Source organism: Clostridium amylolyticum (assembly GCF_900142075.1).
Taxonomy (GTDB): domain Bacteria; phylum Bacillota; class Clostridia; order Clostridiales; family Clostridiaceae; genus Clostridium_AA; species Clostridium_AA amylolyticum.
The window spans coordinates 43,724-69,949 of record NZ_FQZO01000007.1 but is presented as its reverse complement, the minus strand read 5'-3'; the positions used below and the strand labels follow the sequence as shown (position 1 = coordinate 69,949).

The window sequence follows — 26,226 nt, the reverse complement described above, 5'->3', positions numbered from 1 at the left end:
AAAATGTCAGCACCCCTGAGGTGCTGACATTTTTTTTGCAGTGTGCGATGGAAATATTGTCATATCAATATTTAACTATATTAGGCGCCTTCGTTGAGGAATTTGTACTGGGACATGTAGAGGTTGAAGTAAATACCTCTTTGTGATAGCAGCTCTTCGTGGGTGCCGCTTTCTTTGATCATGCCGTCATCTATTACCATAATGCGGTCACAGTCTCTTATGGTAGAGAGTCTGTGGGCTATGACAAAGGAGGTTCTGCCTCTTAGAAGTTTTTTGATGCCTTGTTGAACTAACTTTTCAGTGAAGGTATCAATGTTGGAGGTAGCTTCGTCAAGAATTAGTATTCTGGGGTTAGCCAGCATAGCTCTAGCGAAGGAAATTAGCTGCCTTTGTCCTAGGGACAACCTTGAGCCTCTTTCATTAACTTCTGTGTCATAACCTTTTTCCATATTCATGATAAAGTCATGGGCATTTACAGCTTTGGCTGCGGCTATAACTTCCTCATCTGTGGCATCTAGCTTACCGTACCTGATATTCTCTTTAATGGTGGCGGAGAATAAGAAGGTATCTTGAAGCATTATACCCATTTGAGAACGTAAGGACTCTAAGTCTACCTTTTTGATGTTCCTTCCATCTATAAGCACTTCACCAATTTCAGTGTCATAAAACCTGCTAAGGAGTGAAGTTATAGTGGTTTTACCAGCTCCTGTGGCACCTACTAGGGCTATGTTTTCTCCAGGAGAAACTTTAAAGCTTATATCATTTAGCACTGGGTTTCCTTCTTCATAGGAGAAGGTTACATTTTTAAACTCTACATTACCTTTTATTTTAGGCATCTTAACTGCGTCTTTAATATTTACGATTTCTGGTTCTATATCCAGTATGTCAAATATTCTTTCTGCAGCGGAGAAGTTGGATATTAATGTGTTGTAGAAGTTGCTTATATTCATAATAGGTCTCCAGAACATGCCTATATACATGGTGAAGGCGATAAGGGTACCTACAGTTATGGATCCGTCATTTATTAGCCTTACCCCTACTAAAAATACTACTATGGTTCCAACACCCCAGGATAATTCTACTAGAGGCCAGAATAGATCGTTTAATCTTACGGTTTTTACAAAGGTGCCCATAAGGTCTTTTATAAGCTTGTCAAAAGTTTTTGAGGTATGGTCCTCGTTGGCAAATGCTTGAACAACTTTTATACCTGCAAAGTCCTCATGAGTAAAGGCATTTAGGTTGGAACGCTTTTTTCTATAAGCATCCCAACGTTTTCTTGATATGGTTTCTACAGCAAACATACTTATAAAAAGTATGGGTAAAATTATTATACTGGCTAGAGCTAGCTTAAAGTTTAAAAAGAACATCATTATAGTAACGCATACCAAGCTTAAAAGTTCAGGTATGAAACTGGTTATGCTGTTAGTGAATAGCTCTTGAAGAGCATTTACGTCACCTATTACCCTAGCTAGTATTTTGCCTACAGGCCTATTATCAAAAAAGGAGAAGGAGAGCTTTTGAATATGAGTATAAAGCTCCTCTCTTATATTAATTAGTATATTATTTGTGATAGAGGACATGGATATAATCCTTATTCGAGTAGCTATGGCTGCTAATATATTCAGTATTAATAATATTACTCCGATTATAAGTAGACCCTTAATATCTCCATTAGTAATATTATTGTCTATAGCGATTTTAAGAAGATAAGGGTTTAGTATACCGCATATCATTACAAATATCATAAGGAGTACTATCCATGTAGCCTTGAATTTATAGGGCTTTAGATAGCCTAAGAGCCTTGTGGTTATTTCTAATTTTGAATGCCTTTGAAGATCCTCGTCTTGTTTTACAGTATTTTTAGCCATTATACCACCTCGCTTTCAAAGGCTTCAAAGTCTTTAAATTGTTCGCAGTATATTTCATAATATCTGCCTTTAAGTTTTAAGAGCTCATCATGAGTTCCTTGTTCTAATATGGTTCCATTTTCTAAGAATATAATCTTATCTGCATTTTTTACAGCAGAAATCCTATGAGCTATAATGAAGGTCGTACATTGCTTTGTTCTTTCATTAAGATTTTTTAATAGATTATATTCTGTGTCCATGTCTAAAGCAGAAGTGGCATCATCTAATATTAAAATGGAGGCATCTCTCACTAAAGCTCTGGCAATGGATATTCTTTGCTTTTGTCCACCGGAAAGACCTATACCTCTTTCTCCTACCAGTGTATTAAAGCCTTCTTCAAATTCTGTTATAAAGTCATAACAGCAGGCGATGTTACATGCTTTTATAACCTCCTCATCAGAAGCGTCTCTCTTACCAAACTTAATATTTTCTTCTATGCTGTCTGAAAATAGGAAAGTATCCTCAGGTATAGCGGACATATGGGTTCTTAAAGTTTTTAGGTCAATGTCCTTTACATTAATACCATCTACCTTTACTTCACCTTCACTGACATCATAATATCTTCCTATAAGATGAAGAAGAGTAGATTTACCAGAACCTGTTCCACCCATAACTGCCACTGTGCTTCCAGCAGGTATATTAAGATTTATATCATGAAGTACAGTTTCTTCTTTATATTTAAAGGATACATTATTAAAATCTATATCTCCTTGAATACTTTCTGGTTTAACAGCATCTATAGGAGTTTGAATTGTAGGCTTTGTATCTAAAATATCGAAAATTTTCTTAGAAGAAGCTTTGTTTTGAGCCAGCATATTAGTAAGCCAGCCCAGCATTCTCATAGGCCAAATAAGGCTCCATATATATTGACTGAAAGCCACTAAGGTACCAATACTCATGGATTTACCTATCACCAATACCCCTCCAAAAATTATCATAATAACTATAGAAAAGTTAGTTAATAGTTCAATGGGAGGATAGTAATTTCCAAGGCTTGTTGCTTGTTCCATGTTTAAATCATAATTGGCTCTATTCATCTTTAAAAACTTTAGTATTTCATGTTTTTCTCTGGCAAAAGCTTTAACCAGCCTTACACCAGCTATATTTTCCTGAGCGGTGGTATTTATTACCGCTGCCTGGTCTGATATCTTTTCATAACTTTGAAGAATTTTATTTTCTAGCTTAATAGCTATATACCCAATGGGCGCCATTATACTGATACAAGCTAATGCTAGTTTCCAATTTAATGAAAATAGTACTATAGAGCTTAGTACAAAATAAAATATATTTTCCACAAAGAGTCTGAGGCCAAAGCCGATGGTTCTCCAAATATTATCTACATCTTCACCTATCCTTGACATCAGCTCTCCGGTATTCATCTTGTCAAAATAGCTAAATTCCAAACTTTGAATATGGTTAAAAACATCATTTTTAATATCTTCTGCTACTTTTGAAGAAAGTACGTCGAAGAGATATTCTTTTGCATATCCAAAGATTGCCTTAATAATGGTAATTCCAATCATAAGTCCTATAAGAAGCTTCAATAGAGAAGTTTCTTTTCCGATGATAACCCTGTCTATTATAAGTTTAGTTAGATATGGGTTAACGGTATCCACTGCAATTACGCATATCATGGCCACAGTGGGTATGATTAATAGCAGCTTATACTTTAGTACATAATTTAAAGTTCTTTTCATTCTTGCTTAAACCCCCTTTGCAAGCAAACTGACATTTATATAACCCTCATAATGCCCTATAAGTAAATTTTGGTGTTTATTATTGAATTTTAACAAAACAAAAAGCCATGGGAATCCCATGGCAATAAATCCAATTTCAAAAAGATATACAGGTTGTAAGTGCCACGGGAGATAGCCCGGGCTTTGTTAATTAAAATAAAAGTAATACACTCATTATTTACTTAACTAAGACAAAGATAGGCCACCGATAACATATTTAATTTTATTTAAGTTAGCTGAATTATTAAAGTTTTTAGTTCTCATGTTCCTATCTCCTTTCTTAAGAATAATGAATTACATTTCCATATTACAGTATTATCCAAGGATAAGCAATATGTTTTTTATTATTTAATAATTTTTATTTGATATTATAAATTAAGATTTAAGGTCAGCTAAGGAGTATTACACAATTATTAATATGAATTTCTTTTACTTTAGATACAATTCTCCAACCTTAACCACATCACCAGCTCCCACAGTAAGAAGTAAGTCTCCCTGTGAAAGTTTTTTAGATACATATTCCAAGGCTTCCTGATGGGAATGAACATTTACACAACTAATGCCTTTTTCTCTTATAGCATCTCCTAACATCTGTGAGCTTATTTCTCCAGTATCTTTTTCTCTAGCAGCATAGATATCCATTAATATTAATTCATCTACACCATTAAAACATTCTGTAAAATCATTAAAGAGGGCCTTAGTTCTAGTGTAAGTATGAGGCTGGAATACACAGTAAATCTTTTTATGAGGATAGTCCCTTGCAGTGGATAAACTAGCTTTTATCTCAGTGGGATGGTGAGCGTAGTCATCGATAACTGTAACACCATTTTTGTCTCCTTTAAATTCAAATCTCTTATGAGCGCCTTTAAACTCTGCCAAGCCTTGGGTTATAGCCTCCTTGGAAGAGTTAAATATAAGACCTACACAAATAGTGCATAAAGCATTTAATATATTGTGCTTTCCTTGAACTCCAAGGTGAATTGTATATAGTTTTTCCTCATTTTTATATACATCAAATATAGGGCAGCCTTTTTTATCAAAGGAGATATTTTTAGCTGTAATATCGCCCTTTTCAATACCATAGCTTAGGATATTACAGGTAGACTTAGACAAGATGTCTTGTACTCTTTCATCTTCAGCATAGCCAATAAGATAGCCATCTTGGGGAACTAGCTTAGAAAACTCCTCAAAGGTATCTTTTATATGGTTAATATCTCTATAATAATCTAAGTGATCTGCATCTATATTTAATATGATGCCGATATAAGGGAAAAACTTCAAGAAAGAGGCTTTATATTCACAAGCTTCTGTGATGAAGTACTCGCTATCACCTACACGAAAGTTTCCATTTATAACATCTAATTCTCCACCTACCAGTATAGTAGGATCTAAATTATCCTTTAATGTTATATGGGAAATCATAGAAGTACAGGTAGTTTTACCATGAGTTCCTGTTACAGCCACATTATATTTATGCCCTTGCATTATGTGACCAAGAAATTCTGCTCTATCCATGAGTGTTATATTATTTTCCTCAGCATAGATTAGTTCAGGATTATCCTTTGGTATTGCTGCTGTATAAACCACCAAGTCCACATCTGATATATTTGATGCATTATGTCCTATGTAAATCTCTGCTCCAAGTTTTTTTAAGTTATCAGTGATGTGTGACTCCTTGGCATCGGAACCAGATACCTTGTAGCCTGCATTTAATAATACCGCTGCCAGGCCACTCATGCTAATGCCGCCTATTCCAATAAAATGGACTTTTTTATCCTTATCTTTTATAAAATTAAATGACATATAAACCAACCCCTCTATTACAAGTTCATCAATAATTATATACACTTTTTAGAAAAAACACACATAATTTAATGATTATATTTTATATTATTCTAAAAAGTGTATTAGGATACAATAAATATAATATTAATGCAAGCATTAAATAAGTCAATATCCATAGATTATCTAAAGACATTGACTTATTACATTATAACATATCCTGTATAGTTATATCTTTATTTTTGGAAAGGTCAAAGAAGGTGCTATCCACTTTAACCAAAGGACAAGTTATATCATTTATATTCATTTTTATTATTCTACCTATTTTACCATTACTTAAAACCACATTATCACCTATATAATAATCCAATAAATTAGTGATAAATATATTACAATACACAGGATCAAGTTTTGAAAAAGATTCTTCTTTTATGACTTTTAGCACATTTAATGGGGAAATTTTATTTCTGTAAACCCGGTTAGAAGTCATAGCATCAAAGGTATCTACAATAGCTATTATTTTGCCAAAGGTGTGTATGTTACCACCATTAAGCTTAAGTGGATATCCAGAACCATCTTCTCTTTCATGATGCATAAGTACTGCTAAACTAACGCTATTATCTATATAAGGAATCTTCTTTACTATATCGTATCCAATCTTTGCATGACCTTTCATTTCTTTATATTCTTTATGAGTTAATGGACCTTTTTTATTTAAAATCTCAGGCTTTATTTTAGATTTACCTACGTCATGAAGTAATCCTGAATAACATAAAAGCCTAAGGGATCTCTCAGAAAAATCCAACCATCTACCTAGCATTACAGCTAGAGCAGCAGTATTTACAGAATGCCTAAAGGTATATTCATCAACTTTTCTAGATACTATTATGCTCTTAAGTATTAAACCAAAATCATCTTTAGTATTTAACAGCATATCAGAAAGATTTCTTACATCATTAATTTCTATCTTATCATTTTCTCTGATCTTAAAAAAAATTTTTTCTGTTATGTTGGTAAGAAAGGTTAAGTTTTTTTCGATTTTTTCTTTCTTAGCATCAAGGCTTTCATAATTTATATTATCATCACAATAAACTTCAAGGTATTCCTCAGGAAATTGATTCGTAATCTTAAGAATTGCTTTGTATGAGATTTCCATATCTTTTGTTAGTAGCTTTACTCCATTAACTATGAAATCTTCTGCTAATATCATACCAGGTTGTAAGTCCAAACTCTTTAAAGATTTAATTAATTTCTTCATGAGAATCCTACCTTTTTTTACATAAATTTACCTTAATTTTATCAAGAATATCATTAAATGTAAACTGATGAGACAGTACAAAGCACAGATTTTCACGGCCTTTTTGTTGCCAAGAATGAAAAAATGAAATAAAATATGAATATTAGATAAAGAAATGTGTTATAAAATTCGTATTTGTGGGAATAATAATAAAATAGCGAAGGTGATTTTTATGGAAAAGTTAAGTCGAAACAGCAGAATATCAGCTATAACTAGAATATTAGCAGAAAATCCAAATAAGGTTATGAGCCTTAACTACTTTTCTGAATTATTAAATGGGGCTAAATCCACCATAAGTGAAGATATAGTAATTGTAAGAGATATAATGGAAAAATTAAATTTTGGAAAAGTGGAGACCATAGCAGGAGCCTCTGGAGGAGTGAAGTATATTCCTGACATAAGCTATGAGGATAAAAAAATATTTGCTGAAAATTTATGTGAACTTCTTATGGATAAAAGCAGGGTAGTGCCAGGAAACTTTATTTATATGACAGATATTATGTTTAATCCAAGGATAGTAAGTACAGCAGGGATAATTTTAGCTTCAAATTTTTACGATATAGACATAGACTGTGTGGTTACTGTAGAAACTAAAGGGGTACCTTTAGCCTATGAAGTAGCTAAGAACCTTGGAGTACAGTTAGTTACTGTAAGAAGAGAAAATAAGGTGACTGAGGGACCCACAGTTAGTATAAACTATGTATCAGGTTCTTCTGGACGCATACAAAATATGTCTTTAGCTAGAAGAAGTTTAAAAAAAGGGAGTAAATGCATATTTATAGACGATTTTATGAGAGCTGGAGGAACTGCAAAAGGAATAAAAGATTTGCTTAATGAATTTGAAAGTCAGCTGGTGGGAATTGGTGTATTGGTGGACAATGTAGCAAGTGCTAGAAAATTAGTGGATGAAAGGGTTTCCATCATAGAGTTTAATTCTGTAGATGAAGAAGGAAATATAAATATGAGTCTTTCATCTTTATATAAATAAATTAAAGTATTATCATTGTGGCCAATAACCTTGTAGTATACTCTCAACCGTATATAAATAGGTTAAAATGTGAACAAAATGTGCAAATTTATTAATAAATATTTAATTTTCAAAAAATTCTAAGAAAAAAAGAGGAATATTGAATTATATAGAGAATTATATATCATCGTTAAAAGCTACTGGAGGTGTTTTTTAATGCAGATTACTGATGTTAGAATAAGAAAGATAGCAGCGGATGGAAAAATGAAAGCCATAGTATCCGTAACCTTTGATAATGAATTTGTGGTTCATGATATTAAGGTTATAGAAGGTCAAAATGGTCTTTTCATTGCTATGCCAAGCAGGAAGACTCCTGATGGAGAATTCAAGGACATAGCTCACCCCATCAATACTACTACAAGAGAAAAGATTCAGAACGCTATTTTAAGCGAGTATGAAAAAGTTAAGAACGAGGAGCCACAATCTGAAGAAACAGTTGAGGAGTAAAAGGGAGATTTATCTCCCTTTTGTTTTTTTGTGGGAATCCTTAAAAAACTAAGCAAAATCGTTTACTTAAGGGAGTATGAAAAGTATAACTTTTTTTATTACGTTGCAATAATATATGTGTTAAAATATAATAGTAAGGTATGGTATTATGTTAGATTATTTTTTAATTAGAATATAGTATTTAAACTTTAAAATGGTTTATAGAGGTGTTTACAATGTATAAATGTTCTTTGATTTTAGCTGCTGGACAAGGAAAGAGGATTAAATCTAATACTCCTAAGGTACTGCATAAGGTATGTGGCAAGGAAATGGTAAATCATGTTATTGACACTATGAGAACTGCTGGACTTGAAGATGTGAATGTGATTATAGGAAAAGGCTCAGAAATGGTAAAAGGTGCTACGGCTTCTAGGAATGTAACTTATTCTCTACAGGAAGAACAGCTAGGAACAGGTCATGCTGTCCTTTGTGCTGTGGACTTTTTAAAAGGAAAACAGGGAACGGTAGCAATTTTTACTGGGGATGCTCCTCTTGTAAGGGCAGAGACAGCCTCAGCTCTTATTAAGCTTCATGAAGAACAAGGAAACTCAGCTACCTTATTATCCTCCATTATAGACAATCCTAATGGTTATGGACGAATAGTAAGAGAAGGTGAAGCTGTTTTAAAAATAGTTGAACATAAAGACTGTAATGAAGAAGAATTAAAAATTAAAGAAATTAATGCTGGAATGTACTGTTTTGATATAGAGGATTTATTATTTTCATTGAATAAGCTTTCAAATAATAATGCACAAGGTGAATATTATTTAACAGATGTAATTGGAATATTAAAAGAAGATAATAAGAAGGTAGGAGCTTTACCAGTAGATTTTGAAGAAACCATTGGCGTTAACTCACGAGGAGAATTAGCTGTTACTGAAAAGATTTTAAGAGATAGAATAAATAAAAAGCATATGGATAATGGGGTAACCCTTATTGATCCAAATAGTACTTATATATCTTTAGAAGCAGAAATAGGTCAAGATACAGTGATATATCCAAATAATGTAATTGAAGGGGATACAGTGATAGGTAAGGATTGTTTGCTATATCCTAATTCTAGAATATTTAACAGTATTATAGAAGATGGTGTAACTATCCAAGCCTCCGTGGTACTGGAAAGTAAAATTGGAGAAGGAACTACCGTAGGACCTTATGCATATATTAGACCTGAAAGCATCATAGGCAAAAAGGCTCGTATAGGAGATTTTGTGGAAATTAAAAAATCTACTATAGGAGATAAAACTAAAGTTTCACACTTAACCTATATAGGAGATGCGGAAGTAGGTAGTGATTGTAATTTTGGCTGTGGAACAGTAGTTGTAAATTATGACGGAACCCATAAATTTAAAACTAAAATAGGCGATAATGTTTTTGTAGGCTGTAACACTAATTTAGTTTCCCCTGTGGAAGTAAAAGACTATAGTTATATAGCTGCAGGTTCTACTATAACAGAGGAAGTTCCAGAAGCAAGTTTGGCTATAGCAAGAGCTAGACAGGTTAATATTCAAGGCTGGGTAGAAAAAAAGGGCCTAATAAAAAGGAAAGATAAATAAATTTAAATATATTTAATCTTTATAGTCACACTCATAATTATTTACAAGGAGGTTTCCACAGATGATAACCCATGGAAAGAATATTAAAATATTTTCTGGTAATTCTCATCCACAATTGGCCAGAGATATAGCTGAAATATTGGGAGTCCCATTAGGAGATGCAGAAGTTGGAAGTTTTAGCGATGGAGAAATAAAAGTAGATATTAACGAAACGGTGAGAGGCGCAGACGTTTTTATAGTTCAATCTACTAATCAACCTGTAAATAACCATCTTATGGAACTATTAATATTGATTGATGCTTTCAAGAGAGCTTCAGCAGGAAGGATTACTGCAGTTATACCTTACTATGGGTATGCAAGACAGGATAGAAAAGCAAAATCTAGAGATCCTATTACAGCAAAGCTTGTTGCTGATATCATAACTACTGCAGGTGCTGATAGAATCCTTACTATGGACTTACATGCTCCTCAAATTCAAGGCTACTTCAATATACCTCTTGACCACCTATTAGGTGCACCTATATTGGCTAAGCATTTTGTGGAAAAAGGTATGAAGCAAAGAGATGACATTGTAGTGGTTTCTCCAGATCTAGGAAGCGTAACTAGAGCTAGAAACTTTGCAGATAAACTTCATGCACCTATAGCTATAATTGATAAGAGAAGACCAAAAGCTAATGTATCTGAAATAATGAATATAATAGGAGATGTAAGAGATAAGGCTTGCATACTTATTGATGACATGATAGATACTGCAGGAACCATAGCCAATGCTGCTAATGCGCTTATGGATCTTGGAGCAAAAGAAGTTTATGCTTGTTGTACTCACGGAGTTCTTTCAGGACCTGCCTTTGAAAGAATTAACGATAGTGCAATAAAAGAATTAGTAATGCTAAATACTATTAAACTTCCTGATATACCAGAATTACATAAGTTTACTTCTTTATCAGTAGCGCCAATTTTTGCAGAAGCTATTAGAAGAATATATGATGATGTTCCACTAAGCAAGCTTTTTGAAGATTAAAATTATAATTATTAAAACATGAAATATGCACAAAGTGACATAAAAAGGGATTTCTTAAAGGAATTCCTTTTTTTATCACATTTTAAATATTTGTAACTTTTAATAAAAGCTATATAAAATGTTTAATAAATTTGATAAATTTAAATTATGAACAAAAACTAAAACTAAGGAGTGTGCTAAATGGATGGAATATTAGGTAAGATATTAATTATCGATGACGATGAAAATATATGTGAAGTAATAAAAATGTATTTAGAAAATTCGGGTTATGATACCAAGGTTGGTCATAATGGTAAAGAAGCACAAGAGCTCTTTATGGAATATAAGCCTGATCTTGTTTTATTAGATGTTATGATACCTCATATGGATGGGGTAGATGTGCTAAAATGGATAAGAAAAGACAGTGAAACTCCTGTAATAATGCTTACTGCAAAAGGGGAAACTTTTGATAAGGTTCTAGCTTTAGAGCTAGGAGCAGATGACTACATAGTAAAACCTTTTGAGCCAAAAGAGCTTATAGCGAGAGTTAAGGCGGTTATGAGAAGATATAACGTAGAAGTTGGGGTTAAAGAAGCCATAACTTACCCTGATCTTACTGTGGATGTAAATTCTTATAATGTAACCTACAATGGAAATGAAATTAAGATGCCTCCAAAAGAATTTGAATTACTTTACTATTTAGCTAGCAATAAAAATAGGGTATTTACTAGAGAACAATTACTTTGCGAGGTTTGGGGATATGATTACCCTGGTGATTCAAGAACTGTAGACGTTCATATAAAGAGATTGAGAGAAAAACTGCACGGAGGAGCAAATTGGCAATTAGAAACTGTATGGGGCGTGGGTTATAAATTTGAGGTCAAGTAGATGAGAAAAAACAGTTTGGTTTCTAAACTGTTGGTAACCTTCACTGCCATTATTGCCTTTACTTTTATCATCATAGCTACGGTATTATCCATTTGGTTTGAGAACTATTATTTTGAACAGACTAAGGATCAATTGGATAATCAAGGTAAGCTCATCGCTAACGCTATGGTAGGTCATTTAAACGAACACCAAGAAGCTTCGCTTTTAAATCTTCAGAATGTTTTAACCTTTATTGGGGATTCTTTAAAAGCAGATATACTTTTAACTGATAATAATGGCTATGTATTTGCGGTTTCTAACCCCAAATATAATAACATTAGATTTTCAAAATTGAGTATTGATGAAATGGATGAACTTTCTGGGGGGAAGGCAGTAGAAAAGCGAGCTGTACATGATGATGTTTTCAATAGAAAGGCATATGTATATATGAAACCTGTATTTTATGGTAAGTGGTTTAAAGGAGTTATTGTAATGTCTACTCCATTAGAGCAGATAAAAACTCCTTTAAAAAAGGTTTATGCTATAATATGGATTTCAGCTATACTGGCTCTGATAGTATCAAGTATAGTAATATACTATTTTGCTCAAAGAATTTTAATAGCTCCTTTGTCTCAAATAAACGTTGCAGCAAGAAAAATTTCAAAGGGAGAGGTAGATAAAAGGGTTTATATAGAATCTAATGATGAAATTGGGGAGTTGGCAGATTCCTTTAATACCATGGCTGACTCTTTAGCTGAAGTGGAAAAAAATCGTCGCGATTTTATTTCTAATGTATCTCACGAGCTGAGATCGCCTATAACCTCAATAAAAGGGTTTGTGGCAGGTATATTAGATGGAGTTATACCTAAAGATAAAGAAAATTATTACATGAAAATAGTTTATGATGAAATAACAAGACTTAGTAGATTGGTTAATGAACTTCTGGACCTTTCAGCCATGGAAGCCGGAAAGTTAAACTTAAAGATAACAGAGTTTGATATTAACGAAATTATAAGAATATGTATTATTAATTTAGAACCCAAAATAAAATATAAAAAGTTAGAGGTTGATGTTGTGCTGGAAGGAAGTCACCTTTTCGTACAAGGAGATAGGGATAGGCTGATGCAAGTGGTTACAAACCTTGCTGATAATGCTGTAAAATACTCCAACGAAGGCGGCTATATAAGGGTAACAAGTAAAAGTAGGGGAAGTAAAGTTTATATAAGTATTTATAACGATGGCCCTGCCATAAATGAGGAAGATCTTAAGAATATCTGGGATAGATTCTATAAAGCGGATAAATCCAGGACTAATAAAGTTAGTACGGGGTTAGGACTTTCAATAGTTAGACACATACTAACTCAGCATGGAGAAGATATTTGGGTGGAGAATAAGACACCTGAAAAGGGCGTTACCTTTACATTTACACTTAAGAAAAAGTAGCACGATCTTAATATTAACTAGGGGGTGCTTCGTTGCAAGATAAAGACTTTAAGGATAGACTGTGGGAATGGAAAGATGTTAGTAAACAGACAAAAAACAGAGATTAGAAGGAGAAATAAAGTTTAGGCAAGATACTACTAAAAGAAAATTAAAATATCTTTTCAAAGCTATTGCAGTAGTGATGATAGCTATAATTTCTGGATATGTTTCCGCATATTATTTTGTTAAAAACCTCAATAATACCAATGTAAAAACAGGAAGTTCTCAAACCATAATTTTAGAGAGAGATCCTAAAAGTTCAAGCTTTCAAGTTAATTCTATATATAGTATAGTTCAAGTCACAGCACCCTCAGTAGTAGGCATAGGCAGTAGTGAAGAAAGCTTTGTAAAAAACTCTTTAGATAATACTACCAATGGTTCAGGGCTTATTATTAGAAGTGATGGATATATATTAACTAACTATCATATTATAGAAAAGTTTCAAAAGATACTAGTTAAGCTTCCAGGTCAAGGGTCCAAACCTTTTGAAGGGAAAGTTGTGGGATATGACAAACCTTCAGATTTGGCAATAATTAAAATTAATACCGATAATCTTACCGCGGCAAAGTTTGGTAAGGTTTCTAACGCTAAAATAGGTGATATGGTTATTTCTATGGCAAACAGCAGTGGTGAAGAATATATCGGAACTGTTACCACAGGAACTATAAGCTCAACTACAAAAAAGATGGAGGTAGGTAATCCTAAGTCTGGAGAAAAAAGTGCGTATGCATTACTTCAGACGGACTTAAACTTAAATGTATATAATGATGGTGGAATTATATGTAACTCATCTGGAGAAGTTTTGGCAATAAACTCCAAGAATATAGATGGAAAATTTAATGCAGCAGGGTTAAGTCATGCCATTGCCATAGAAGAGATAAACAAAATAGTGGATTCTTTGCTTAGCTATGGAGAGGTTAAAAGACCTTCTCTCGGCTTTACAGGAGGTACATTAATACCCAATGAGCAGGGGGATATTGAAGGTGTTTATGTTCAAAGTGTAACCCACGACAGCGGTTCGGCAAAAGCTGGTATAAAGGCCACAGATATAATAATTGAGCTGGATGGTAAGAAGGTTAAAAAACTTGAAGATATATATAGTATATTAGAAAAGAAAAAAGTTGGAGATGTGGTAAGCTGTAAAATATGGAGAGATGGAAAAGCACAGCTGCTTTCAGTAGAGCTGGGAGAAGCGAGTAAATAAATTAAAATTGAAAATTTAGAATGTAGAATGAAGGATGTTTTTCTAAAAAAGCATCATAAAAACTTACAATGTGAAAAGATAAAATAGAAAAATCCACTATTTTTTAATGGGGTGCTTTTTCAATAGTATGAATAAAGAGACTTGAGAAGTCTCTTTATTATTTTCTACTTTTAATATATCATATATAGAGAATGATTTAATAAGGGCTATTAAGAGTAATATTAAATTCATGGTAAAATGAACATTTTTAGCTGAAAGGTTGGAGTCTTGATGTATGCAATAGTTGGATTAGGTAATCCTGGAAAGGAATATGAAAATACAAGACATAATGCAGGATATGATGCATTAGATTATATTTCAAAAAAGTATAACATTGATATAAATAGGATAAAATTTAAAGGTATAGTAGGGGAAGGCTTTATAGAAGGAAAAAAGGTAATGCTTCTAAAACCTACCACCTATATGAATCTTAGCGGAGAGAGCGTAAGGGAGTTAATGGACTTTTATAAGTTATCTCCTGAAGAAATAATAATAATATATGACGATATAAGCCTTGAAGTAGGTAGATTAAGAATACGAACTAAAGGTAGTGCAGGGGGTCATAATGGCATAAAAAGCATTATATCCCATTGTGGTGATGTGTTTCCTAGAATAAAAATTGGTGTAGGTCAGCCTGATAAAAATTTAGTTAATCATGTGCTGGGTAAATTTTCTAAGGAAGACAGAGATCTAATGGAAAAATCACTAGAAGCTGCATCGGATGCTGCTGTTTCTATTATAAAAGAAGGTATTCAAGGAGCCATGAATAAATTTAATAGTTTTAAAGCTGAATAAATATTAAATAGCTTTAGCCTCAATGCTTAGGTTAAGGCTTATTACTTTGCTTAAATGGACTGAAAAGGTGGTGTGAGTATGAGATTAAGTGGATTAATGGAGCCCATAAAGAATAGTGGGAAATTCATAGAATTTAAAAAGTCCTTGGAAAATAATAATTTTCCTATAGGTATTTATGGAACTTCAGAATCGGCAAGGTCCTACATAATAAACGGAATATATGAGGAAATAGATAAACCTCTTTTTATTTTTACCCATAGTGATATGGAGGCTAAAAATATCTATGAAGATATTTCTCTTTATATAAATGAAGTATACTATTTTCCAGGGAAAGAAGTGGTTTTTTATAATATAGATGCTATTTCTGGAGATTTAAGATGGGCTAGGTTAAAGGTTATAAAGGAGATGCTAAAGCCTGGTAAAAAAATAGTGGTTGCATCTATTGAGGCATTAGCTTCTATTTATACTCCAAAAGAACTATATGAAAGTCATAGCTTTAAATTTACTATAGGGGATGTAATTGACTTTAAAAAATTGGGTGAAAAGCTTATAGAATCTGGATATGAAAGAATGGACATGGTAGATGGAAAAGGGCAGTTTTCTATTAGAGGAGGGATAATGGATATATATCCCCCAGACTCATCTTTGCCCTTTAGGGTCGAATTGTTTGATGAAGAGGTAGATTCTATTAGGACTTTTAATGTAGATACTCAAAGGAGTATAGATAAAGTAAAGAGTATTGAGATATTCCCTGCAAAGGAAATAATACTAAATGAAGAAACTATAAAAAGTGCGTATAATAGTATGGAAAAAGAGCTGGAAGAATTCATTTCTTCACCTAAAAACTCTAAGGATAAAGAGGTTATAAAAAAAGTTACCGCCGTGGTAAAAGCAAATATGGAGAGCCTTAAGGAAACTTGGTCCTTTGAGACCATTGATAGTTACTTACCATTCTTCTTTCACAAGCCATCTAGCTTTATAGATTATATGTGGGACAGCTATGTAATCATTGATGATAATAGAAGGAGTTTTGGAAAACTAGATAGCGTTTATTTTGAGTTTGAAGAAAACTATAAAGCATTTCTTCAGAGAGGGGACATTTTGCCGTCCCAAGGTAAGCTTCTTTTATCCAAGGAAGCTATAATAGAAAACTTAGAAGCTAGCAAAACTATAATAATGGATAGCTTAGCTAAGTCTACAAAACACCTTCCTCCTAGAAGCATAATAAGCTTTTCAGAGATAACCCTTCATAACTACCATGGACAGCTAGACCTGCTTATAGAAGATATTAAGGATAAAAAAGCTAAGGGGTATAGGACTCTTATTCTTTCAGGTACAAGACCTAGGGGAGAAAGACTTGTGGATACCTTAAGGGACAGAGGAATAGAAAGCGTATATAGAGATATTGTATCTAATATAAATTTGGGAGAAGTTGTTATAACTTTTGGAAATCTTTTAAAAGGATTTGAATTTCCAGATTTAAAGCTATGCGTAATTTCAGATAAAGAAGTTTTTGGTGAATCCAAAAGAAAAATAAAAAAGCGCAAAAATACTTCAAAAGGTGTGGCAAAGATAAAGAGCTTTGCAGAATTAAAACCAGGAGATTATGTAGTACATGTAAATCATGGTATAGGCGTATATAAAGGTATAAAGCAAATTGAAGTTCAGGGGCATACAAGAGATTATTTGGATATTGGGTATGAAAAAGGTGATAAATTATATGTTCCTGTAGAACAGTTAGATTTAGTTCAAAAATATATCGGCGGGGAAGGAAAATCTCCTAGAATAAATAAGCTTGGAGGCTCAGAATGGGCTAAAGCTAAAGCTAAAGTAAAGAAATCTATTAATGAAATAGCAGAGGATTTAGTAAAGCTTTATGCTGCTAGGTCTACATTAAGAGGATATAAGTTTGCAAAGGATACACAGTGGCAAAGACAGTTCGAAGATGAATTTCCTTACGAAGAAACCCCAGACCAACTTACTTCTTTAGAGGAAATCAAAAATGATATGGAATCTGATAAGCCTATGGACAGACTTCTTTGTGGGGACGTGGGATACGGAAAAACAGAAGTTGCTCTTAGAGCTGCATTTAAATCCGTTATGGATGGTAAGCAGGTTGCCATGCTAGTACCTACTACCATATTGGCCGAACAGCATTATCAGACTATGAAAAGAAGATTTTCTGATTTTCCTATTACTGTAGATATGGTAAGCAGGTTTCGTTCTTCTGCCCAGCAAAAGGCTACCTTAAAAGCTGTTAAGGAAGGTAATGTGGACATTTTAGTAGGAACTCATAGGTTGGTTTCTAAAGATATAGAATTTAAAGATTTAGGGCTTTTAATAGTGGATGAGGAGCAAAGGTTTGGCGTGGCTCAAAAGGAAAAGATGAAGGCCTTAAAAAAGAATGTGGATGTACTTACCATGAGTGCTACGCCTATACCTAGAACCTTGAATATGTCTCTTACTGGAGTTAGAGATATCAGCGTTATTGAAACCCCTCCAGAAGAAAGATATCCTATACAAACCTATGTGGTAGAATTTAATGATCAACTTATAAGGGATGCTATTCTAAGGGAAATAAACAGGGATGGTCAGATATATTTTGTATACAACAGAGTAGAAGAGATTAAAAATATGGCCGCATTCCTTCAAAACTTAGTTCCTGAAGCTAGAATTGCAGTAGCTCATGGTCAGATGACTGAAAAAGAACTGGAAAAAGAAATGATAGCCTTTATGAATAAGGAGTATGATGTGCTTTTATGCACCACTATCATAGAAACAGGTATTGACATACCTAATGTTAATACTATGATAGTAAATGATGCAGACAAATTAGGACTTTCACAACTTTATCAGCTTAGAGGTAGGGTTGGAAGATCTAACAGAATAGCTTATGCATATTTTGTATATAAAAAAGATAAGATACTCACAGAGGTAGCAGAAAAAAGGCTAAGAGCTCTGAAAGACTTTACAGAGCTTGGTTCAGGTTTTAAGATAGCCATGAGGGACTTGGAAATAAGAGGGGCTGGGAATATGATGGGCTCCGCACAGCATGGACATATGGCTGCAGTAGGATACGACTTGTATTGCAGAATGTTAGAAGATACCGTAAAACTTGTAAGGGGAGAAATAGAGCAAGAACCTGTAGAAACTACGGTGGATATTAAAATTGATGCATATATTCCAGGAAATTATATAGAAGATGAAATTCAAAAAATTGAAATATACAAAAAGATTGCAGCCATAGAAAATCTTGATGATTATATGGATGTAAAGGAAGAATTGGAAGATAGATACTCCTATATTCCTCAAAGTGTATATAATTTAATGGATATATCTTATATTAGAAGCAGGGGTAAGCTTTTAGGCATGGAAGAAATAAAAGAAAGTGCCATGGAGGTAATATTCCAGTTTGAAAGTAGAGAAAGAACAGATCAAAAGCTGTTTAAAGCCTTAATGGACAAATATCATAAGAAGATTGTGTTTAAACTGGGAGAAAAACCTTCCTTTGCTTATAAACTAAATGAGATTAAAAAGGAAGATATGTTGGCTGTTTTTAAGGAATTACTAGAATTTATGCTAGAAAGTCAAAAATAAATGGCAATATTAGTTTGAAATAAAATTCTGATATTGTTATACTTAACTATGTGTTTAATATAAATTTGCAATGTATAGCAAAAAAAATTATAATGATTACATGCTATTTTATTAACAAATTAAATCTACAGAAAGAAGCGGGGGAAACGCAGTGAAAAATATTAAAAAGTTAGTTAGCATCACTGTTGCAGGCTTAATGGCACTGTCTTTAGCAGGCTGCAATTTAGTAGAAAAAACACCTGAAGCAATACAAAACACGGTATTAGCAAAAATAGGCAATGATAAGATTACAAAGGGACAACTTGATGAAAGAATGGTTCCTGTTATAGACAGTTTAAAAAAGCAATATGGTGATGATTATTTAAAAAATGAGCAAGCAAAAGAAGCCTTTAAACAACAACAAACTCAAAATCTTGATAATATGGTTTCAGAAAAGATATTTTTACAAAAGGCTAAGGATTTAAAATTAGTTCCTGAAGAAGCAAAACTTCAAGAAGAAGTGGATGCTAAATTAAAAGAAATTAAAGCTATGTATGGCAATGATGATGCTCAGTTTAAAGAAGCTTTAAAAGCAGCTAATTTTACAGAAGACTCCGTTAAGGTTTATCTTAAAGATCAAGTTATAATGACTAAAGTTCTTGATGATATGTTCAAGGATATAAAGATAACTGATGAAGCTATTCAAAAGTATTATGATGAAAATAAAGATCAATTTACACAAAAACCAGGAGCAAAGCTTGCTCACATCTTAGTTAAAACTGAGGATGAAGCAAAGGACATTAAAAATCAATTAAATAAAGGTGCAAAATTTGAAGATTTAGCTAAGAAATATGGAACAGATGGAACTAAGGATGTAGGTGGAGATTTAGGATTTATTGAATATGACACTAAAGACTATGATGCTGACTTTATGAAGGGTGCTAAGGATCTTAAAGAAGGAGAGATATCAGGTCCTGTAAAAACTCAACATGGATTCCATTTGATTAAAGCTACAGAGATAAAGACTGAACCTAAGGTAACTGAACTTAGCGCAGTTAAAGATGACATTAAGGATTACTTAACTACAAAGGAAAAGAATGATGTATACACTAAAAAGCTTGAAGAGTGGAAAAAGGAACTTAAGGTAAAAATGTATTCAGAAAAATTAGACGAAGTTAATAAATAATAATTATAATAATTTATATGTGTTAAACTGCAAAGTATCAAATTAAAAAAAAGTTTATCTCTAAATTTATTTTAGAGATAAACTTTTTTTTATTCATTATTTTGGTTATAAGAAATAAAAATGAGCAATTGTGTATAAAATTTCATATCTTTCAAATAATACTAGTACAGCACCATATAATTTAGAAAAGTACAAGGAGGAGTGTTTATATTATGAAGGCTACAGGAATTGTTAGACGTATCGACGACCTTGGTAGAGTAGTTATTCCAAAAGAAATAAGGAGAACCTTAAGGATAAGAGAAGGAGATCCATTAGAAATCTTCACTGACAGAGAAGGAGGAGTAATACTTAAAAAGTACTCTCCCATTGAAGAATTAACAGATTTTTCAAAGGAATATGCTGAATCACTTCAGCAAGTGGTAGGACACATAGTTCTTATTACAGATAAAGATGCTTTTATTTCCGTAAGCGGGGCTACAAAGAAAGACTACTTAGAGAAGAAAATCAGTGGAGAGTTAGAAAAGATAATAGAAAACAGAAAAACTGTTATTTTGGGAGACACTAATGGAAAGGTAATTCCACTATATAGCGAAGAAGAGCCACAAGATAAATATTTTAGTCAGGTTATTTCTCCTATAATAGCTGAAGGAGATGCTATTGGAGCTGTAATGATTATATCCAAGCAGGGAGGAGAAAAACTAGGTGAGCTGGAAATGAAGCTTGCTGAAACCGCATCCGCTTTCTTAGGAAAACAAATGGAGCAATAGTAGTATATTAGTTATAACAGTATAAATTATAATTACATAATTAATTAAAATGGAATAATACCTCCTGATTTTAAATAAAAATTAATAGTACCATTAAAATTTGGAGGTATTATATGAAAAAACAGTCTTTGATTAAGGGTACATTAATACTTGGAATAGCAGGAATATTTGCAAAATTTTTAGGGCTATTTTTTAGATGGCCATTAATAATGTTAATAGGAGAAGAAGGAGTAGGACTTTATCAAATGTCTTATCCTTTATATATGTTTTTCATATCTGCAGCTGCTGGAGTGCCTTTAGCTGTTTCCAAGCTAGTGTCTGAAAAGAATGCAGTTAATGATATTGAAGGAAGCTTTCAGGTGTTTAGAGAAGCTTTAAAACTTATGATATTTTTAGGGACAGGCCTTTCAATAATACTTTTCGTTTTTGCAAAGCCCATAGTATCCATATTAAAATGGGATGACAAGGCGTATTATTCTCTTATAGGGATTTCCTTTGCCCCTATGGTTATATATGTTATGGATGTGTTTAGGGGGTTCTTTCAAGGACAGCAGAATATGAATCCTACAGCTATATCTCAAATTATAGAACAGATAGGAAGGGTTATTGGAGGAGTTGCACTAGCTTTTATATTATACCCTAAAGGTATTGAGTATTCAGCGGCAGGAGCAGCTTTTGGAGCCACTGCTGGGGGGATATTAGGCAATATATATCTAATAGGTAAATATCTTAAGTTTAAGACAAACATGCCTGTAAAAAAGTTAAGGGTAAATAGCTACATTATGAATAAGCTTTTAAAAATTGCTATGCCAATTTCCATGGGTGCTGCAGCCGCCAGTATCATGGGGCTTATAGATTCTGCTTTAGTACCTCAAAAACTTTTAGATGCAGGGTTTACTCAAAACCATGCTACGGTTTTATTTGCTCAGCTAACTGGTAAGGCAGGGCTTCTTGTAAATATACCTTTAACCCTCTCAGTAGCCTTGGGGTATTCTATAGTTCCTATTATCGCTGAGGCTTATGCCTTAAGAAGAAGAGAAGAGATATATTATAAAATAGAGATGTCAATTAAATTATCTGCAGCCATAGCACTGCCTTGTACCCTAGGTTTATACTATATGGCCGGTCCAATATTTAATCTTATATTTCCTGGAAAGGGTGAGGGGTATCTTATATTAAAATACCTATCATTAATTGTACCATTCATAATAATAACCCAAACCACTACGGCTATTTTACAAGCCACTGGACATTATATAAAGCCAGTAATTAATATTTTGATAGCTTGTGTAGTAAAGGTTGTAATTACATTAATACTTGTACCAATGCCTGAAATAAATATATTTGGAGCTGTGATAGCTTCTATAGCAGCCTATATTACATCAGCTTTTTTAAATATTTTAGATATGCAGAAGAAACTGTATGTTAAATTAGATTATTATAAATTGTTTGTGAGGCCAGTTTATGCATCTATAATAATGATACTTGGAGTATTATATACTTATTCTACTGCTTTAAGTAGGACAGCTTCTACGGGAATCTCTTGCTTGATATCTATATTTATGGGTATTATTATATATGTGATATTTATTATGCTTTTTGGAGTAATAGAATATGGATATGTTATAAAAAAGATTGATAGAAGAACTCATATAAAATAAGGAGAGAAGCAAATGATTAACATAATAGGTCTCGGACCCGGAGCAGCAGATGCTCTAACCTTAGGAAGCTTAAGGCTACTTAAAAACAGCGACGATATAATGCTTAGAACCGCTAAACATCCTACTATTGACTTTATTAATGATGAAGGAATTAATTACTTAACCTACGACTACGCTTATGATAAGTTTAAGAGCTTTGATGAGGTTTATGATTTTATTGCCAAAGATTTAGTGGAAAAGCATAAAGAAAAAGGGGATTTAGTATATGCAGTACCAGGGCATCCATTAGTGGCAGAAAAATCTGTAGAACTGCTTATTCACTTGGCAGAAGAAGAAAATATTGAAGTGAATATTGTCCCTGCAGTAAGCTTTATAGATGCGGTGCTAGAAAGTCTTAAGCTAGACCCTGTAAAAGGATTAAAGTTAATAGATGCTTTTGATATGGCAAATCAGATACCAGATAAAAGGGTTGGTACAGTGATAACCCAAGTATATAATAAGTTTATAGCTTCAGAAGTAAAAATAAAGCTTTTAGATTTTTATGAGGACGAAACAGAAATATTTTTTGTACGTGCTGCAGGAATAAAGGGAGAAGAATCCATAAGGAAAATAAAATTATATGAGCTGGACTGGCAGGAGGATATAGACTATCTTACTTCGTTGTACATACCTGAGGCGCCAGATAATAAGAAAGATTTCTATGAATTTGTAGATATAATAGACACCCTTAGGGCTCCAGGTGGTTGTCCTTGGGATAGAGAACAGTCTCATGACAGCCTAAAAAAGGCTTTAATTGAAGAAAGTTATGAAGTTATTGAAGCTATAGAAGAAATGGACGATAATAAACTTGTAGAAGAATTAGGTGACTTACTTTTACAGGTAGTGTTCCATGCATCCATAGGTAAGGAAGAAGGATATTTTAATATAAACGATGTGGTAGAGGGCATTAGCAAAAAAATGATTTATAGACATCCTCATGTGTTTGGAGATACTCAGGTTTCAGGATCAAAAGAAGTATTAAAAAACTGGGATGAGCTTAAACGTAAAGAGCAAGGACTTAAAACCACTACAGATGAGCTTAACCATGTAGCAAAGAGTCTTCCTGCGCTAATTAGGGCTGAAAAGGTCCAAAAAAAGGCTTCTAAGGTAGGTTTTGATTGGGATAAAGCAGAAGATGCATTAAATAAAATATTTGAAGAAGCAGAAGAATTAAAAGATGTATATAAATTACAAAACAAGGCAAAAATACTAGATGAAATGGGAGATCTTCTTTTTGCAGCTGTAAACACCTGTAGATTTTTAAATATAGATCCAGAAGAAGCCCTTAATTCTACCACTAATAAATTTATCAAAAGATTTTCTTATGTAGAGAAGTGTGCAATGTCCATGGGTAAGACCCTTAATGATATGTCTCTAAAAGACATGGATTTTTACTGGGATGAAGCAAAAAAATATGAAAAAAACGAAAAATAAGAAGGATTTTTGGTAAAGGTGGAGAATATTATAACCTATTGCTATTAGTGCTTTTATGCATACATTGTCTATTTGTTTATAAATTTTAAATTATAGTAAATCATAGAAAAAAACTATAGACTTGTGAATCCACAAGGATTATAATAGGATAATGTAATCATGAAAGTACATAATAATAAACCAAAAGAGTAAAAATTTATTAACTCATTATAAGGAGGATGTTACTGTGAATAAAGCAGAATTAATTTCAAGCATTGCTGAAAAAAGCAAATTAACAAAGAAAGATGCTGAGACAGCTTTAAAGGGATTTATAGAAAGCGTTCAAGAAGCTCTTGAAAAAGGTGAAAAGGTGCAATTAGTTGGATTTGGTACCTTCGAAACAAGAGAAAGAGCAGCTAGAGAAGGAAGAAACCCTAGAACAAAAGAAACAATAACAATCCCTGCATCTGTAGTTCCAGTATTCAAAGCTGGTAAAGAATTCAAAGATAGAGTAAATAAATAATAACTATCTTATAAGCCTGAGAGCATTCTCAGGCTTTTTTATATGGGGAAAAAGGTAAGAAGTAAGAGTGAAGAGGTAAGAGATAGGGATAAAACTCAGGGAGTTTTTTATAAGTAATTTGTAGATGAGTAAGAAGTAAGAAGTAAGAGCTAAGAGGTAAGAGTTAAGGATAAAACTCGGAGAGTTTATTATAATTAATTTTTTAACTTTAATTATAATAAATTTTCACCTATACTTCTTACCTGGTCTATTCTCTATTACTTATTATTTCTTACTCATTACTTCTTACTTCTTACCTCTTACCTTGGTCTATTACTTATTACTTACTTCTTACCTACTCTATGATATAATATTATATAATTAATTTTGTTATAAAGGAGTTAAATTATGAGGCTAGATAAGTATCTTAAGGTTTCTAGAATTATTAAAAGAAGAACTGTAGCAAAGGAAGCTTGTGAAAGCGGTAGAGTGACTATAAATGGTAAGGTTGCAAAGCCAGGCACAGAAGTAAAAGAACAAGACATTATAGAAATTAGTTTTGCTTCAAAAAAACTTAAGGCAAAAATCACCAATATATCAGAACATGTACGTAAAGATGCAGCATCATCTATGTATGAAATTCTTGAAGGTGAAGAGGATAAAGAATAAGGAATAATAGAGTTTAAAAGGTACAGCTGGGAATTTTACTAAATATCAATGCTGTGCTTTTTTATTTATGTGTATATACTTCTTATTTCTTTCATATATTGATATAGAAGTGAATAGGAGGTTTTATACTATATGGAGGTAAAGAAAGAAGTTAAATTAGAAGAAAAGAAAAGCAATTTAGCATTAGAAAGCAGAAAAAAATTGTCCTTAAATGGAGTTATAGAAGTTATAAGCTTTGATGAGGAGAAAATTTTATTAAACACATGTTTAGGAATGCTCACCGTAAAAGGTCAGGGCCTTAAAATGAATAAGTTAGATGTTCAAAATGGGGATATACTCATTGTGGGTAACATAGATTCCTTTGTATATACAAGTACCCAGCCTAAAAAAGATTCTGAAGGCATATTTAAAAGGTTGTTTAAGTAGGTGAGCACATGGTAATACCTCTATGGATGCAGTTTAGAATAATAATATTTAGCTTTGCTTCGGGGATAGTCACTGGGGTTTTATTTGATATATACAGACTTATTAGAGGAATAAAGGTGGTTAGGTATCTGGTGATCATTGAAGATATATTGTTTTGGATCCTTTCTGCTCTAATAGTATTTGTATTTTTACTTTATACCCAATATGCTGTATTAAGCGTTTATGTATATATGTATTTAATATTGGGAATAATATGTTACTTATGGATGTTTAGTAAGTGGTTTATAATGGTGGAAAAGAAACTTGTAGGTGGATTATTTAGAATTATTAGGATATTATTTAAACATATTTTATACCCTTTTAAGTTGCTTTTTTATAAAAATAAAAAAGTCTCAAAAAATTAACTTGAATTAAATAGAAATACAATTTAAAATAAACATGAGAAAGAATATAATAATGCACTCCAAAAACGCAATAAGTGCATAGTATAGGAAGAGGATAAGGTTATGAGAAAAAAGACAACTCTCAAAAACTTAATAATCAGCTTCATGTGTATAGCGTTGATTTATAATGTAGTCAACCAGCAGTTAACTATGAGAAGAATTAAAAGCCAATATAAGGAAAAGCAAACAGAGCTTAATTCTCTTAAGATGAAGAATGATAAATTAAATGAAGAAGTAAAAGCTTCCCAAACTAACCCTTCCTACATGGAAAAGCTGGCTCGGGAACGATTGGGCTATGTAAAGCCTGGAGAAGAATCTGTTGTAGATACCCCTTCTAAGGCAGAAAACAATAAATAAGTTTACAAA

Annotated in this window: 22 protein-coding genes; 18 read left to right on the top strand and 4 right to left on the bottom strand. The window is 32.7% G+C overall.

Features of this window, described 5'->3' with window-relative positions:
• Window positions 1-80: 80 nt before the first annotated feature.
• The 4 genes from BUA82_RS15210 to BUA82_RS15195 form a co-directional block, all read right to left on the bottom strand.
• A complete protein-coding gene (locus BUA82_RS15210; protein ID WP_073010115.1) occupies window positions 81-1,868 on the bottom strand; it encodes an ABC transporter ATP-binding protein in 1,788 nt (595 codons plus the stop codon).
• On the bottom strand, window positions 1,868-3,604 hold the full coding sequence (locus BUA82_RS15205) for an ABC transporter ATP-binding protein (protein WP_073010112.1): 1,737 nt from the start codon (window positions 3,602-3,604) through the stop codon (window positions 1,868-1,870). Before BUA82_RS15205 ends, BUA82_RS15210 begins: the two co-directional genes overlap by 1 nt.
• 468 nt (window positions 3,605-4,072) lie before the next feature.
• Window positions 4,073-5,446 carry a UDP-N-acetylmuramate--L-alanine ligase gene (murC, locus tag BUA82_RS15200; protein WP_073010109.1) on the bottom strand — a complete coding sequence of 458 codons (1,374 nt, stop codon included), beginning with the start codon at window positions 5,444-5,446 and terminating at the stop codon, window positions 4,073-4,075.
• A gap of 187 nt (window positions 5,447-5,633) precedes the next feature.
• Window positions 5,634-6,683 carry an HD-GYP domain-containing protein gene (locus BUA82_RS15195; protein WP_073010106.1) on the bottom strand — a complete coding sequence of 350 codons (1,050 nt, stop codon included), beginning with the start codon at window positions 6,681-6,683 and terminating at the stop codon, window positions 5,634-5,636.
• A gap of 211 nt (window positions 6,684-6,894) precedes the next feature.
• On the opposite strand from BUA82_RS15195, the gene purR reads away from it, so the two are divergent.
• The 18 genes from purR (at window position 6,895) to BUA82_RS15105 (ending at window position 26,217) form a co-directional block, all read left to right on the top strand.
• Window positions 6,895-7,710, top strand: coding sequence for a pur operon repressor (purR, locus tag BUA82_RS15190; protein ID WP_073010103.1), 816 nt, complete (start codon window positions 6,895-6,897; stop codon window positions 7,708-7,710).
• Between the two features lie 195 nt (window positions 7,711-7,905).
• Window positions 7,906-8,196 (top strand): septation regulator SpoVG, encoded by a 291-nt coding sequence (gene spoVG / locus BUA82_RS15185; protein WP_073010100.1) that lies wholly within the window; start codon window positions 7,906-7,908, stop codon window positions 8,194-8,196.
• A gap of 215 nt (window positions 8,197-8,411) precedes the next feature.
• Complete coding sequence (gene glmU, locus BUA82_RS15180) at window positions 8,412-9,791, top strand: bifunctional UDP-N-acetylglucosamine diphosphorylase/glucosamine-1-phosphate N-acetyltransferase GlmU (protein WP_073010097.1); 1,380 nt, start codon at window positions 8,412-8,414, stop codon at window positions 9,789-9,791.
• Between the two features lie 61 nt (window positions 9,792-9,852).
• Window positions 9,853-10,812 (top strand): ribose-phosphate diphosphokinase, encoded by a 960-nt coding sequence (locus tag BUA82_RS15175; RefSeq protein WP_073010094.1) that lies wholly within the window; start codon window positions 9,853-9,855, stop codon window positions 10,810-10,812.
• A gap of 180 nt (window positions 10,813-10,992) precedes the next feature.
• The gene (locus tag BUA82_RS15170; RefSeq protein ID WP_073010091.1) at window positions 10,993-11,679 is read left to right on the top strand and encodes a response regulator transcription factor; all 687 of its coding nucleotides are present in this window, start codon (window positions 10,993-10,995) and stop codon (window positions 11,677-11,679) included.
• Window positions 11,680-13,101, top strand: coding sequence for a HAMP domain-containing sensor histidine kinase (locus tag BUA82_RS15165; protein WP_073010087.1), 1,422 nt, complete (start codon window positions 11,680-11,682; stop codon window positions 13,099-13,101). It abuts the gene before it with no gap.
• A 181-nt stretch (window positions 13,102-13,282) separates the two neighbouring features.
• Window positions 13,283-14,344, top strand: a complete 1,062-nt coding sequence (locus BUA82_RS15160; RefSeq protein ID WP_073010084.1) for a S1C family serine protease — start codon at window positions 13,283-13,285, stop codon at window positions 14,342-14,344.
• Window positions 14,345-14,614: 270 nt separating this feature from the next.
• A complete protein-coding gene (gene pth, locus BUA82_RS15155; protein WP_073010081.1) occupies window positions 14,615-15,178 on the top strand; it encodes an aminoacyl-tRNA hydrolase in 564 nt (187 codons plus the stop codon).
• A gap of 78 nt (window positions 15,179-15,256) precedes the next feature.
• Window positions 15,257-18,775 carry a transcription-repair coupling factor gene (mfd, locus tag BUA82_RS15150; protein WP_073010078.1) on the top strand — a complete coding sequence of 1,173 codons (3,519 nt, stop codon included), beginning with the start codon at window positions 15,257-15,259 and terminating at the stop codon, window positions 18,773-18,775.
• Window positions 18,776-18,926: 151 nt separating this feature from the next.
• On the top strand, window positions 18,927-19,940 hold the full coding sequence (locus BUA82_RS15145; RefSeq protein ID WP_073010075.1) for a peptidylprolyl isomerase: 1,014 nt from the start codon (window positions 18,927-18,929) through the stop codon (window positions 19,938-19,940).
• 212 nt (window positions 19,941-20,152) lie between these two features.
• Window positions 20,153-20,707, top strand: coding sequence for a stage V sporulation protein T (gene spoVT, locus BUA82_RS15140; protein WP_073010072.1), 555 nt, complete (start codon window positions 20,153-20,155; stop codon window positions 20,705-20,707).
• A 113-nt stretch (window positions 20,708-20,820) separates the two neighbouring features.
• Window positions 20,821-22,368 carry a putative polysaccharide biosynthesis protein gene (locus BUA82_RS15135; RefSeq protein ID WP_073010069.1) on the top strand — a complete coding sequence of 516 codons (1,548 nt, stop codon included), beginning with the start codon at window positions 20,821-20,823 and terminating at the stop codon, window positions 22,366-22,368.
• A gap of 12 nt (window positions 22,369-22,380) precedes the next feature.
• Window positions 22,381-23,841 carry a bifunctional methyltransferase/pyrophosphohydrolase YabN gene (gene yabN / locus BUA82_RS15130; RefSeq protein WP_073010066.1) on the top strand — a complete coding sequence of 487 codons (1,461 nt, stop codon included), beginning with the start codon at window positions 22,381-22,383 and terminating at the stop codon, window positions 23,839-23,841.
• Between the two features lie 175 nt (window positions 23,842-24,016).
• Window positions 24,017-24,343, top strand: a complete 327-nt coding sequence (locus BUA82_RS15125) for an HU family DNA-binding protein (RefSeq protein WP_178140755.1) — start codon at window positions 24,017-24,019, stop codon at window positions 24,341-24,343.
• 387 nt (window positions 24,344-24,730) lie between these two features.
• Window positions 24,731-24,991 (top strand): RNA-binding S4 domain-containing protein, encoded by a 261-nt coding sequence (locus tag BUA82_RS15120; protein WP_073010060.1) that lies wholly within the window; start codon window positions 24,731-24,733, stop codon window positions 24,989-24,991.
• A gap of 132 nt (window positions 24,992-25,123) precedes the next feature.
• The gene (yabP, locus tag BUA82_RS15115; RefSeq protein WP_073010057.1) at window positions 25,124-25,417 is read left to right on the top strand and encodes a sporulation protein YabP; all 294 of its coding nucleotides are present in this window, start codon (window positions 25,124-25,126) and stop codon (window positions 25,415-25,417) included.
• A gap of 8 nt (window positions 25,418-25,425) precedes the next feature.
• Window positions 25,426-25,821, top strand: a complete 396-nt coding sequence (gene yabQ / locus BUA82_RS15110) for a spore cortex biosynthesis protein YabQ (protein ID WP_073010054.1) — start codon at window positions 25,426-25,428, stop codon at window positions 25,819-25,821.
• A 102-nt stretch (window positions 25,822-25,923) separates the two neighbouring features.
• A complete protein-coding gene (locus BUA82_RS15105) occupies window positions 25,924-26,217 on the top strand; it encodes an FtsB family cell division protein (RefSeq protein WP_073010051.1) in 294 nt (97 codons plus the stop codon).
• Window positions 26,218-26,226 lie beyond the last annotated feature (9 nt).